Annotated in this window: 16 protein-coding genes; 11 read left to right on the plus strand and 5 right to left on the minus strand. The window is 69.2% G+C overall.

Annotated features, from left to right (window positions below; all coding sequences use genetic code 11):
* Positions 1-162 precede the first annotated feature (162 nt).
* The 7 genes from rpmH to mnmE all read left to right on the plus strand — a co-directional run bounded on the left by rpmH (position 163) and on the right by mnmE (position 5282).
* A complete protein-coding gene (rpmH, locus tag STHE_RS00800; protein WP_012870650.1) occupies positions 163-327 on the plus strand; it encodes a 50S ribosomal protein L34 in 165 nt (54 codons plus the stop codon).
* 11 nt (positions 328-338) lie between these two features.
* Positions 339-728, plus strand: a complete 390-nt coding sequence (gene rnpA, locus STHE_RS17635; protein WP_012870651.1) for a ribonuclease P protein component — start codon at positions 339-341, stop codon at positions 726-728.
* A complete protein-coding gene (gene yidD, locus STHE_RS00810; protein WP_012870652.1) occupies positions 725-934 on the plus strand; it encodes a membrane protein insertion efficiency factor YidD in 210 nt (69 codons plus the stop codon). The genes rnpA and yidD overlap by 4 nt, the downstream gene beginning before the upstream one ends.
* A 71-nt stretch (positions 935-1005) precedes the next feature.
* Positions 1006-2004 (plus strand): YidC/Oxa1 family membrane protein insertase, encoded by a 999-nt coding sequence (locus STHE_RS00815; RefSeq protein ID WP_012870653.1) that lies wholly within the window; start codon positions 1006-1008, stop codon positions 2002-2004.
* Between the two features lie 57 nt (positions 2005-2061).
* On the plus strand, positions 2062-2811 hold the full coding sequence (gene jag, locus STHE_RS00820) for an RNA-binding cell elongation regulator Jag/EloR (RefSeq protein ID WP_012870654.1): 750 nt from the start codon (positions 2062-2064) through the stop codon (positions 2809-2811).
* A 136-nt stretch (positions 2812-2947) separates the two neighbouring features.
* Entirely contained in the window at positions 2948-3844 is an 897-nt protein-coding gene (locus STHE_RS00825; protein ID WP_012870655.1) for a PfkB family carbohydrate kinase, read from the plus strand.
* Between the two features lie 37 nt (positions 3845-3881).
* Positions 3882-5282 (plus strand): tRNA uridine-5-carboxymethylaminomethyl(34) synthesis GTPase MnmE, encoded by a 1401-nt coding sequence (mnmE, locus tag STHE_RS00830; RefSeq protein WP_012870656.1) that lies wholly within the window; start codon positions 3882-3884, stop codon positions 5280-5282.
* Positions 5283-5764: 482 nt separating this feature from the next.
* On the opposite strand, the gene STHE_RS00835 is transcribed toward mnmE, so the two are convergent.
* Both STHE_RS00835 and STHE_RS00840 read right to left on the minus strand, forming a co-directional pair.
* On the minus strand, positions 5765-6994 hold the full coding sequence (locus tag STHE_RS00835; RefSeq protein WP_012870657.1) for an NAD(P)/FAD-dependent oxidoreductase: 1230 nt from the start codon (positions 6992-6994) through the stop codon (positions 5765-5767).
* Between the two features lie 300 nt (positions 6995-7294).
* Complete coding sequence (locus STHE_RS00840; protein WP_012870658.1) at positions 7295-7777, minus strand: J domain-containing protein; 483 nt, start codon at positions 7775-7777, stop codon at positions 7295-7297.
* A 177-nt stretch (positions 7778-7954) separates the two neighbouring features.
* Here STHE_RS00840 and STHE_RS00845 point away from each other — a divergent pair, with 177 nt between their 5' ends.
* The 3 genes from STHE_RS00845 (at position 7955) to STHE_RS00855 (ending at position 9197) form a co-directional block, all read left to right on the plus strand.
* Positions 7955-8212, plus strand: a complete 258-nt coding sequence (locus STHE_RS00845; RefSeq protein WP_012870659.1) for a hypothetical protein — start codon at positions 7955-7957, stop codon at positions 8210-8212.
* 75 nt (positions 8213-8287) lie between these two features.
* A complete protein-coding gene (locus STHE_RS00850) occupies positions 8288-8470 on the plus strand; it encodes a hypothetical protein (RefSeq protein ID WP_012870660.1) in 183 nt (60 codons plus the stop codon).
* A 58-nt stretch (positions 8471-8528) separates the two neighbouring features.
* Positions 8529-9197 carry a hypothetical protein gene (locus tag STHE_RS00855; protein WP_012870661.1) on the plus strand — a complete coding sequence of 223 codons (669 nt, stop codon included), beginning with the start codon at positions 8529-8531 and terminating at the stop codon, positions 9195-9197.
* Between the two features lie 117 nt (positions 9198-9314).
* Here STHE_RS00855 and STHE_RS00860 read toward each other — a convergent pair whose 3' ends face one another.
* Together STHE_RS00860 and STHE_RS00865 are read right to left on the minus strand one after the other, a co-directional pair.
* Positions 9315-10085, minus strand: coding sequence for an ABC transporter permease (locus tag STHE_RS00860; RefSeq protein WP_012870662.1), 771 nt, complete (start codon positions 10083-10085; stop codon positions 9315-9317).
* The gene (locus STHE_RS00865) at positions 10085-11068 is read right to left on the minus strand and encodes a daunorubicin resistance protein DrrA family ABC transporter ATP-binding protein (protein ID WP_012870663.1); all 984 of its coding nucleotides are present in this window, start codon (positions 11066-11068) and stop codon (positions 10085-10087) included. Before STHE_RS00865 ends, STHE_RS00860 begins: the two co-directional genes overlap by 1 nt.
* A gap of 260 nt (positions 11069-11328) precedes the next feature.
* On the opposite strand from STHE_RS00865, the gene STHE_RS00870 reads away from it, so the two are divergent.
* Entirely contained in the window at positions 11329-11793 is a 465-nt protein-coding gene (locus tag STHE_RS00870) for a DoxX family protein (RefSeq protein ID WP_012870664.1), read from the plus strand.
* 10 nt (positions 11794-11803) lie between these two features.
* On the opposite strand, the gene STHE_RS00875 is transcribed toward STHE_RS00870, so the two are convergent.
* Positions 11804-12559 carry an alpha/beta fold hydrolase gene (locus STHE_RS00875; RefSeq protein WP_012870665.1) on the minus strand — a complete coding sequence of 252 codons (756 nt, stop codon included), beginning with the start codon at positions 12557-12559 and terminating at the stop codon, positions 11804-11806.
* Between the last annotated feature and the right edge of the window lie 9 nt (positions 12560-12568).

Consider the following 12568-nt stretch of genomic DNA (forward strand, 5'->3'; position numbering starts at 1 on the left):
CCGGCGGACCGCCGCTGCGGCGCGGGCGGTCCGAATTGACACCTCCTGCAACTGAAACGTATAATGGCCGCGGCCGTTGCGGCCGCGCGCAGCGCGTGGCACGCAAGGTCATTTTGTTGTCAGCGTGTCAACGACCTGGCCATCAGCTGAAAGGTAGCGAGGGTGCCGAAGAGGACGTACCAGCCACGGCGCATCCCCCGCAAGCGCAAGCATGGCTTCCTCCGCCGGATGCGAACGCGCGGAGGCCGGGCGGTGCTGGCGGCACGGCGGCAGAAGGGGCGCTGGAAGCTGACGGTGGCGGACGAGAAGAAGCCGACCCAGCGCTGATTCGACGGATCATGATCGCGCGGGCGCTACGCCTCCGTCGACCGTTCGAGTTTGAGCGCGTACGCAAGCAGGGCCGCTCCTGGGCCACGCCGCTGGTGGTCATGGCGGTCCTGCCCAATGACCTCGAGCACAACCGGTACGGCTTCGCCGTTGGTCGGAGGATCGGCAAGGCCACGGCGCGCAACCGCGTCAAACGCTGGATGCGCGAGGCGGTTCGGCACTTGCACCCTCGCCTGCGCCAGGGGTACGATATAGTGTTCATTGCCCGCGGCGCCGTGGCGTCCCCGGACGTGACGTATCATCAGGTATTCGATGCGATCGCTACTCTGACGGCGCGGGCTAAGCTGCAGACGGCAGCACCCGCACCGCCGGCATCTGGCACCCGAGGCACACCCGAATGAAGAAACTCGCGCTTTGGAGCATCCGTTTCTACCAGCGCGTCATCTCACCGGGGCTCCCCGCTAGCTGCCGCTTCTATCCATCCTGCTCCGAGTACGGGTACCAGGCCATCGACAAGTACGGTATCATCAAGGGTGGATGGATGACGGCTTGGCGGATCCTGCGCTGCAACCCATTCTCACGCGGCGGCTACGATCCGGTCGAGTGAGTTGATCGCCGGTGAGCCTGCCCGTTCGCGACTCTGCGCGTGAGCTTCGGTCTCTTTAGGAGGATTCTCACTTGCCACTCTGGAGAGAGTTCGTCGGCCTGATCGAACTCGGCCTGGGCTACATCGCGGACTACACCGGGAGCGCGGGACTCTCGGTGATTATCTTTACCATTCTCATCAAGACGCTGCTCCTGCCCTTGACGGTCAAGGCGGTGCGCTCCACCTCCGCGATGCAAGAGATCCAGCCCAAGCTCAAGGAGCTGCAAAAGAAGTACGGCAAGGACCGCCAGCGGCTCTCGCAGGAGACCATGAAGCTCTACCAGGAGCACGGCATCAACCCTGCCGCAGGCTGTCTGCCAATGCTCCTGCAGCTGCCGATCTTGTTCGGTCTCTACGAGGCCATCCGCAGCTTGTCCCAGGCCGGGACCGGCACCTGGGGCGAAGGCTTCATGTGGCTGCCGAGTCTCGCGAGCACCGACCCGCATTATATCCTGCCGGTCATGGCTGGGCTCTTCCAGTTGGTGCAGACCAAGATGACGCGCCCCGCCGGTCAGGGGAAGATCACCGACCCGCAGCAGCGGATGATGAACACCATGATGACGTTCATGCCGCTGATGGTGGTCGCCTTCGGCGTGAAGTTCCCCTCGGGGCTAGTCCTTTACTGGACGGTATCGGCGCTCTACAGCGTCATCCAGCAGTGGTTCATCACCGGCTGGGGGTCGATGCGCGACTGGCTGCCGTTCCTGCCTGAGCTGCCGGAGCACCGCCGCCTGGGCTACCAGGACCCGGCCAAGCGGGCCGCGGCCCGGGAGCAGGCCAAGAATAGCTGGTTCGCCCGCCTGAATGGGCGCCTTCAAGAGCAGATGGCGGAGTCCGCCAAGCGTGCCGGCGCGGTGCGCCCCGTGCAGAACGAAGAGGAGCCTGTCTCCACACCGACGGCTGCCGGGAGCGCGCGGACGACGAAGCAGCGCGCCGGGGCAGCGGCGCGCCCGCCCCGGACCCCGCGTCCCGATCTGGTGCCTCGCAAGTCCCGTCCGTCGAAGCGCGACCGATCGGCGGAAGGTGATTGACCCCGGACCGGGACCCAGGAGGAGAAAGGTGTCGGGCAGAGCATGGACCGAATCCGGATGCGGAGCGTTGAAATCCAGGCCCGCTCGGTCGATGAAGCTGTACGACTGGCCCTGGAACAGTTGGGCCGCACGCGCGACCAGGTTCACATCGAGATCTTGATGGACTCGTCGGACGAGGAGGATGGGGAGGCCCTCGTCCGCGTGACTGCGAAAGACGGCGCCCCGTCGCGCGGCCGGGGCAAGGGGGGTGGGGCGACGACGCGCCCCAGCCCTGGTGTCCGCCCAGTGAGCCGTCCCTACCCGGAGCCTGCCAGCGCTCCGCGTGTCGACGCCGAGACGGAGCAGGTGGTCAAGTCCATCGTGCACGGACTCCTGAGCGCCATGGGTTTCCAGTGCACCGTGATGGCGGTCGACAACCCCTCGCTAATCCCGATCGGCCCGGACGAGCCTCCCACGGTCTTCATCGATGTCCACGGCCGCGACCTGGGAATGTTGATCGGCCGGCGGGGCGAGAACCTGGCGCAGCTTCAGTACCTGATCAACGTCCTGGTCAATAAGCGCCTCGACACCTGGACACGCGTCATTCTGGACATCGAGGGCTACCGGTCCCGACGCGAGGAGTCCCTCATCAACCTGGCCCGGCGGGTGGCCCGGCAGGTCGCCCGCAACGGACGGCCGATCTCGCTCGAGCCGATGCCCGCCAACGAGCGTCGCGTGGTCCATGTGGCCCTGCGCGACGACCCGGAGGTGACCACCTCCAGCAGCGGCGAGGGGGCTCTCCGGCGCGTCACGGTCTACCCGAAATAGGATCCCCGCCACGCAGCAGCGCCGTAGCGGGAGCACCGGTCCCGTGCCGGCTCCCACGCTCGCGTCGCTGCGTGGCAAGAGAGACACGATCCGGCACACTCACGGCGCTCCTGACGCCTGACAGATGGATGGACGCATGGCCGCCCAGCAGACGCCCGACTACCTCGCCATAGGTCACGTGACCGTCGACCGGAACCCGAACGGCTCCGTCAGCCTGGGAGGCACCGCCCTCTACGCGGCGCTGACCGCGGCACGCTTCGGGCTGCGCGCGGCCATCCTGACCCGGGGCAACTTCACCCAGCACGGTCCCGAGATCACCGAAGCCCTCGCCCGCTTCGCCGCGGAGATCGACATTATCGTCCAGGCGGCCGCCGCACCGACCGTCTTCACCAACGTCATCGTCGCCGGTCGCCGCCAGCAGACGGTCCACTCCTGGGCCGGTCCGATCGACCTCACCGGCTTGCCGCCCGCCTGGCGCTCGGCCGGTGTCATCCACCTGGCCCCGGTCGCCCAGGAGATCGACGCCCGCCAGGCTGGCCGGCTCAGTCCCGATTACTTCGGCGCGACGCCCCAGGGCTGGATGCGCCAGTGGCAGACCAGCCGACAGCACCGGGTGTCGCTCCAGCCGCTGCGCCTGCCCGATGAGATCCTTGGTCGCCTCGACGCGATCGTTGTCAACTCCGAGGAGCACACCCTGGCGCGCGATGCGCTGAACACGGTTGGCGCGCGGGGGATCGCCGTCGTCACCCGCGGCGCGGAGGGTGCCCAGGTGGTCGACCGCGGCCGGGTGATCGACGTGCCTGCCTATCCGGTGCCGACGGTCGAGGACATCGGCGCCGGGGATGTCTTCGCGGCCACCCTCTTCCTCCTGCGCGCCGAGCACGAGCCGACCACCGTCGCAGCCCGTATGGCAGCGGCCGCGGCGGCGTTACGCGTGCAGGGCCACGGCCCGGATGCCGTACCGACCCGCGAGGCGGTACAGGAGTTCTTGGCCCGAGCCGAGCGGCGCCCCGCCCGGCCACGTCGCCGTTGAGGACCACCCATACCATCACCGAGGAACCGCCATCACAATGTACGCCGACACCATCAGCGCCATCGCCACCCCCCTCGGTGAGGGGGGTATCGGGATCGTCCGCATCAGCGGCCCCGACGCCGACCAGATCGCCAGCCGCATCTTCCGTCGCGGTCGGAGCCTGCGCCCGGTCGACGTCGCCCAGCTCGAATCCCACCGCCTCTACTACGGCTACGTTGTCGATCCCCGCGACGAACGCGTGGTCGACGAGGTGCTCCTGGCCCGCATGGCGGCACCGCGGAGCTACACCCGCGAGGACGTGGTCGAGATTTCCTGCCACGGCGGCCCGCTAGTCGTCCGCGAAGTACTGCGACTGACGCTGGCGGCCGGCGCTCGCCAGGCCGAGCCCGGCGAGTTCACGCTGCGCGCCTTCCTCAACGGCCGGATCGACCTGGCCCAGGCCGAGGCGGTCATGGCGGTCGTCTCCGCCCGGACCCCCGACTCGCTGGACCTGGCCGTTGGCGAACTGCGCGGCCGCATGGTGGGGCGGCTCGGCCCGGCCCGCGAGGCGCTGATCGAGGCCCTCGCCTACCTCGACGCCTCGGCCGACTTCCCGGAGGACGAAGTCCCGCCGCTCGACCTCACCGGGACTCTCGCCCGAGCCGAGGCGGCGCTCGACGAGGTCGTCGCCGGTGCCCGGCTCGGCCTCCTCTACCGCGAGGGGGTACAGATCGCGATCGTCGGCCGCCCCAACGTCGGCAAGTCGAGCCTCCTGAACACGTTGCTCCGCGCCGAGCGCGCGATCGTGACCGATATCGCCGGGACGACCCGCGACGTGATCGCGGAGTCGATCAACCTTCAGGGCATCCCCGCCACGCTGATCGACACCGCCGGGATCGCCGACACCGAGGACATCATCGAGCGCATGGGGATAGACCGCTCGCGCCGCGCGCTGGACACCGCCGGGTTGGCTATCTTCGTCCTCGACGGCAGCATGCCACCCACTCCCGACGACTTCCGCGTGGCCGAGCTGCTGCAGCGCCGCGTCGCCTCCGACGGCCACGACCGGCTGGTCCTCGTCCTCAACAAACGCGACCTGCCGGATCGCCACGACCACGACGAGATCCGCGCCCTCCTCCCCGGCGCTCCGGTGGTGGAGGTCTCAACCCGCACCGGCGAGGGGATCGCCCAGCTCGAAGCAACTCTGGCCGAGGCGCTCATCGCCAGAGCCGCCGAAGGGGCCGCGCCGGCGCTGGTGACGCTGCGCCAGCAGCAAGCCCTCACCCGCGCCCTGGAGAGCATCCGGCAGGCCCGCGCCGCGCTGGACGCTGAGATCCCGCTGGACCTGGTTGCGGTGGACGTGCGCGACGCTCTCCTCGCCGTCGGCGAGATCACCGGCGAGCAGGTCAGCGAGACCATCCTCGACGAGATCTTCGCCCGCTTCTGTATCGGGAAGTAGCACCGACCTGGATCGCGGTAGCCGGGAGCCGCGTAGCATGTCGGCAGTACCCAAGGCAGGTGGCGCGAAGGATCCCGCGCCGTGGCATGAGCCCGGGAGTGAACTCCCGGGCTCACAATGAAAGCCGGCTGAAGCCGGCGGGGATCGATGAAGGCCGCCACTCTGGCGTGGAGTACCCGGTGCCCGGCATGTGCCCGGGGATAAATCCCCGGGCTGACACGGCGAAGTCCACTGAAGGGACTAGGGACACGGTGTCCGGTGGGAGGCCGGATCGCGTCAGTCGAGGCGCGGGTCAGAGGAGCCCCTTTAGTGGGCTTTCCCTATTCAGCCCGGGGATTTATCCCCGGGCCCGAACCAACCGGCGGACACCATATCACCGGGGTCTGAGCCCAATCCCCCCAGCCCGCTTTAGCGGGCTTCGCCTTGTCAGCCCGGGGGTTCACCCCCGGGCGCGTGCCTCACATAACAACCAGCCGCCTTGCTCACGCCCCGGAGATCACCCCGCGCGGGTTGTTGCGCTCCCCGGCGGTGAAGGGGTTCTCCCACGACACCCCGGCGCGGGCGAAGCGGTTCGGGTCGAACGGCGTGAGGTCGAAGGCGCTGATCCCCTGGACGATCAACTGCGCCAGGGCCTTCCCGGTCGCCACGGCCCAGGAGAACCCGCCGCCGTTGAAGCCTGCGGCCACATACAGTCCTTTCGTGTCCCCGTAGGGGCCGATGAGGGGCAGGCCGTCGGCGGTGAAGCCCATGATCCCGGCCCAGGCGCGCACCACCCGCAGCGGGCCAAGTCTCGGGAAGAGGGACGTCAGGCACCGGGCGATCCCCCCGAGCACCGGCGGTGTCGTCTGCTCGGCGTAGAGCCCCAGCCCCTCGTTCTCGTCCAGCCGGCGGAAGCCGCCGCAGAGGATCTGCCCCGTCGGCGTCTGCCGCCCGTACTCCTTATCGAAGTTGGTCCCGAACGGATGCGGCAGGACCGGCGGCACCGGCTGCGTCACGAGGATCTGCCCCCGCGCCGGCACCAGCGCCCCCTGTGGCAGGTCGGGCAGGAGTTGGGGCGTCCAGGCGTTGGCGGCCACGACCACGGTCCCGGTCGTGATCGTCCCGGCGGTCGTCTCCACCCCAGCGACCGCACCGCCGCTTGTCAGGATGCGCGTGACCGGCGTGTGCGTGACGAAGCGCGCCCCGTAGTGGCGCGCGCCACGGGCCAGCGCGTGGACGAGCTGGAACGGCCAGAGATGTCCGTGCCCGCGCGCGAGCTTCGCGCCGAGGATGTTATCCGACACCACCGGGACCAGCTCCCGCACCTCTTGGGGGTCCAGCAGTTCCACGTCGATCCCGTGCTCCTGCTGACGCCGGACACTCTCCTCCAGGTGCTTGTACTGCTCCTCGGTGGTGGCGATATCGAGCGTGCCAGGCAGGCGCAGGGAGAAGTCGTCGTCCAGCTCCCGCGCCAGGTCTTCCTGCAGCATTCGCAGGTTCTCGCGGGTCAGGGCGTAGACGGCACGGCCCGCCGCCGAGTGCAACGACGACCCGGCGCCGGTCAACCCGCCGTTGCGGCCCGAGGCGCCGGAGCAGATGCCGCGCTTGTCGAGCACCACGACCTGCTTGCCGCGCATGGCGAGCTGGTAGGCGACCGAGCAGCCGGTCACTCCGGCCCCGATGACCACTACCTCTGCCTCGCTGGGAATCGCCCCTCTCTCCTCCCCATCCACGGTCGCATCCCTCTCCTTCACCAGATCAGGCACACCACTCGGGCACGCCGCACCCAGTCACCCCATGATCGCATATTCGGGAATCGCCGCGCTGCCCACGGCGCATGTCGCGCCGCTGATCGTACCGCGACATGGCCAGATCCACAGGCACGTGCGATGCCGCCGCGCATCGCGCTGCATCTGATGCGTGGGCGCCTGTGACCCCGCCCGCGCCATCCTCGCGACGCTTGTCCAGTGACCGCAACGGCGTCAGTCGCGATGCGTCTTCCCACGGGGTCGGGATCGCCAGGCCGCGATCGCTCACCCCACCAGCGCCTGCACCGCCTGGGGCAGGAGGCTCACCAGCAGCACCACGACGACGATGGCGGCCAGGAAGAGGACCGTAATCAGCAGGAAGTGCAGCAGCGCCGAGCGGCTGGCCCGCTGCTGGGCACGCCGCGCCTGCGGCGACACCGGCTCCCGGGTCATGAAGGGGGAGGGACGGCCCGGCATGTTGCCGGTGTAGCGCTGCATCAGCGCGTCGGAGACCGCGCGCTGGCGGATGGCGGCGTCGTACTCGCGGCGCACCTCCGGCTTGCCGAGGACAGCGTAGGCGGCGTTGAGGAGTTTGGCCCGCTCCTCCGCCTTCTTCCGCTCCATCTCGGTGCGGGCCCGGTCGGGATGTGCCGAACGCATCAGGGTGCGATAGGCACGAGTGATCTCCGCCCGCGTCGCCGTGTACGGGACGTTGAGCACCTGATAGTAGTTGATGTCGGGGTCGAACCGCACCCTGGGTCCGGCCATGCCTGCGCGGTCTCCTCACGGCGTGCACCCCACCACCGGAGCGCTGTTGTCAGATTGTATCGCGGACACCGTTCCCACGCTCCCGGGCGTGGCACTCGTTCTGCAAGGATGAGGGTGCCGGCTGCGCCGGCTCACGACGCAGTCCACCCGGCCCATCCTCAGATCGGAGATGACATCATGCGTGAGCGGTTCCGCCACCCTCAGGGCGATGGAACCGATCTCGTCATCCAGGAGTTCCCGGGAACTCAGGGCTCGATCTGGGCACTGGTCAGGGACTCGCGGGGAACTACAGGGAGCGAGACGGTCATGCTCTGCCAGGCCGCCACGGCCGACGAGGTCGTCACAGAGTGCGTACGGCTCCTGCGCGCCCAGCACGGCGGGCGTCCAGAGACATGGCGTGCCGTCGTGGCCGAGTCGCTGGAGCCATCCTTCTGAGCCGAGTCCGCCGCAGCGACCCGCGGGCATGCCGCCGCGATCCGCAGGTGGTATGGGGACGACGGAGGGTTGCTCATGCGCGCACGGGTGCCCTGGACGACACGGCTCGCCGACCTCTGGTGGCGGCTCACCGGCCGCCCTGCGCCCTGGACCTGGTGGGAGCGCCGCCGCGCCGTCCGCGCCGCGGAGGAGCTCCTCCGCGTCACCGACGCGCGCCCGGCCGGCCCATTTGCCGCGGGGACGGACGACGAGCGATAAGCCGTCGGCCACTCCGCCGGCTGCTACAATAAGAGCCAGGCCGGGAGGCGAGACGACGATGCAGAACCGACCCAAGCCGCGCATCCATTCCCCGGCGCGCCCTCGTGCGGTGCCCGCGCTCGGCGCGGGTCTGTTTGCTGCCGTCGCGCTCCTGGCCGCGGGGATTGCCGCCCTTCTCGATCTGGCCCCGATCGTCCCCCTGACCCTCACCCTGGTCGCAGCCGTCGGCACTATCACCATCGCCCGCGCGGCGGGGCAGGCGGAAGCGCTTCCGTCGTTGGACCGTGAGACACGCCGGCACAGCCGGCCCGCCGAGTGGCAGGCGCTGCTCGATATCGAGCGCGCGCAGACCGCGCCGGAGCGACGTCTCCGCCTGGCACGGGAGTTCCGCCGCATCGCCGCCGAGGCCCTGGCCGCCCCCGTCACCGACCGCCGGCGCTGGCCACGCCCGGGGCGACTCGCCGCGCTCTGCCGGCAAGCAAAGCTGCTCCGTGCCAGCGCCACCGACCGATCGGTGGGCTTCCTCCCCGAAACACTCCCGGACGACCGCCTCTCGGCCGAAGTGCTGGCCGAGGCGATCCATACCCTCACCGGCTACCTCGCGCTCCTGGCCGCCGTGCGCCGCGCGCCGGGTTGGGATCTGGAGGTCCAGCGCGTCGTCGTCCGCGAGCGCACGCGCCTCGAAGTCGCCTTAGAGCGCGTCAACAACGTCCTGCGGGACGGATAGTACGTATTGCGTGTTCCGTGTTGCGTGTTCCGTGGTACGTAGTGCGGGCCCGCCACACACAGTACGGGTTACAGACTGCTCAATACGCAACACGAAACACGAAACACGCGAAACTCCTCACATCGCCCGGCGGTACAGCCGGAACGCCTGGGTCGCAAAGAGCACGCAGGCGATCGTGAAGGCGGTCAGCAGCAGGCCGTAGCTCGCCACCGCGCCCCAGTCTGCGGCCTCCATGGCGTTGCGCGCGCCCTGCACCGCCCAGTTGACCGGGTTGGCCCGGGCGATGGCGCGGATCCAGCCCGGCATCAGCGCCGTGGCGATGAAGGCGGACGACAGGAAGACGAGCGGGGTGGCGAAGAAGTTCACTACCGCGATCAGCGTTTCCTCACGCCGGGTGATCAGGGCCAGCCCGTTCGACAATGCCGAGATCCCGGCCGCCAGTAGGGCTGACACCCCGAGCACCGAGACGGCGCCGAGGATGCCGCCCGGCACCCGCGCGCCCATCACCAGCCCGACCACCAGGATGATGGCCGCCTGCACCGCCACCGTCAGCGCGGTGTGGAGCACGCGCGAGGCGATCAACGCCGCGCGGCTCACCGGGGTCACGAGCATCCGGTCCATCACGCCGTCGGTCAGGTCCTGGAGCGTCCCCATTCCGCCCCAGGCCGCGCTAAACAACGCCAGCATGACGACGACTCCGGGCGTCAGGAACTGGATGTAGGAGCCGCTCCCGAAGCCCGGCAGCTCGACGATCCGCCGGAAGAGCTGTCCGTAGAGCACCAGCCAGATCAGCGGCGACACCAGCGACATGAAGACCCAGATCGGGATGCGCACCGTCGCGAGCGTGTGCCGCTTCAACAGGTACAGTGTGTCCATCACGAAGCCCATCAGCGCCGCTCCTCCCCCTGCCCGACCATCTCCGGGGCCAGGTTGTCCGAGATCATCCGGTGACCGGTATGGTGGAGATACACGTCGTCCAATGAGGGGCGGTGCAGCGCCACCGACTGGACGGTGATCCCTGCCCGCTCCAGCACCGTGACCAACTGCGGGATGGCCGTGGCCCCGTGCAGCACGCGAGCAACCACCTCCCGGCCATTGGGCACGACGTCGAGCACACCGTCGAGCGGCGCCAAGACCGCGGCCGCCTCCGCAGTCCGCTGCTCCACTTCCAGCGTCACGCGGTCGCCGCGGATCGCGGCCTTCAGTTCAGCCGGGGTCCCCTCGGCGACCACCCGTCCGCGGTCGACGATCGCGAGCCGGTCGCACAGGCGGTCAGCTTCGTCCAGGTAGTGGGTGGTCAAAAGCACCGCCAGGCGGCGCTCGTGCTTCAGCCGGAGCAGGTCTTCCCACAGCGCCGCGCGCGTCTCGGGGTCGAGTCCCGTGGTCGGCTCGTCGAGGAAGAGCACCTCCGGCTCATGCACCAGCCCGAGCGCGATGTCGAGCCGGCGCTTCATCCCGCCAGAGTAGGTCCGGACCATCCGGTCGGCTGCGTCGGCCAGTCCCACCCACTCCAGAACGTGGTCGACCCGTTTGCGGATCTCACTGCGTGGGACGCGGTGCAGTTGGGCCTGGAGCGTGAGGTTCTCCCGCCCGGTGGCGTGCTTGTCGACGCCCGAGGCCTGCGCCATATATCCGAGCGCCCGACGGACCCCCGCCGGGTCTCGCAGGATGTCGTGCCCGGCCACGCTGCCGGTGCCGCCATCCGGCTTGGTCAGGGTGGCCAGCATGCGCACCGTCGTCGTCTTGCCCGCGCCGTTCGGCCCGAGCAGACCGAAGATCTCCCCTGGTTCCACCCGGAACGAGACATCCTCGACCGCGCGGACGCCCTTGGGATAGGTCTTGCTCAGGTGCTCCGCCACGATTGCGTCCACGGTATCGTCCCTTCATCTTCCGGCCCTGCCGCGGATCACCACCACGCAATCGGCTCGCGCGCCACGGTCCTTCCACGCCGGAAAAGACGAATTCTACCACAAGCTGCCCATCCGCTGCCCAGCGTAGCGGCATTTTGTGCCGTTGTCAAGTTATTAATTCAGATTTTTCCGGAATAGCCCAAGACCGGCGCGGCCGGTGGTGGCCACCGGATTGCAGAAGGGCCGCAGCGGCCTGCGTCGAAACTGGAAGGGGTGCGCTCATGAGTCCGTCTCTCGTCCAGCGGTCGGCAACCCTGGCGCCGATCCCGCTGCGGATCATCCTCGGGATCATCATGGTGGCCCACGGGCACCAGAAGGTGTTCGAACAACCGAAGGATCAGCTCCCTGGAGCGTTGGAATCGATGGGCGTCCCCGCGCCGGAGCGGGTTGCCCGCTTCGTCAGCGGCCTGGAGTTCTTCGGCGGGCTCGCCCTCCTCGCCGGGCTCTTCACACGCCCGATCGCCCTCCTCTTCGCCGGGCAGTTCCTCTTCATCGTCTTCAGGATGAAGTGGACCAAGGGGCTGGTGCCGGGCTACGAGTACGACCTGGCGCTCCTGGCTGGGTTCCTCAGCCTGGCGCTGATGGGCGGCGGCTCCGGCTCCCTCGACGAGCTGCTGTTTGAGCAACGGCAGGAACGGAAGGCGGCCCGGGGTTGGCGCCTGACCATCGCCCGCAGGGGACAGTGAGCCGGTCGCCTCAGCCCCGCCGCGCGAGGAAGTCGAGCACGATGTCGCTGAACCACGCCGGACGGTCGGCCTGCGGGAAGTGCCCGGTGTTCGGGAGGATGCACAGCTCCGCGTCGGGCAGCAGCCTGTAGAGTTCGACGGGGATCGCCACGGGGAAGTACCGGTCCCGGTCGCCATGCACGATCAGCGTCGGCACCCGGATTTCGCTGATCTCCGACGGCTCCGGGAAGTCCTCCTCGTGCGCATGGTCACTCAGCGCGATCCAGGCTTCGGCCACCAGGCGCCAGTGCTCGGGTCCCATCGCGGTGTGCATTGCACGGGCACGCTCGATCGAGGGGGTGACCGATTCGGGCGTCATCGTGCGCCACCAGCGGCGTAGCTCGTCGTCGTAGCGGAGAGTGCCGCCCGCGAGGACGAGGGCCTGGGGGAGGTCCGGCGCATCGAGTGCCAGGCTGAGCAGCAACATCGCCCCGGTGCTGATCCCAGCGAAGGCCGCTCGGTCGATCCCCAGCGCGCCGCAGAGCCCGACTACATCCCGGGCAAACTGCCGGTGGTTCATCGCCGCCAGACCGCCGGGGTTGCCGGTGCGCCCGTGCCCGCGGAGATCCGGCACGATCAGCCGGTAGCGCGCGCCGAAGGTGTCGATCTGCCGGCGCCACTGTTCACCGGTCGCCATGAAGGCGTGCAGCAGCACGAGCGGCGGGCCGTCGGGCCGCCCGTGCTCGGCGTAGTACATCCGCAGCCCGTCGAGATCCACGTACGGCATCGCCCTGCT

This window comes from Sphaerobacter thermophilus DSM 20745 (assembly GCF_000024985.1).
Classification (GTDB): Bacteria; Chloroflexota; Chloroflexia; order Thermomicrobiales; family Thermomicrobiaceae; genus Sphaerobacter; species Sphaerobacter thermophilus.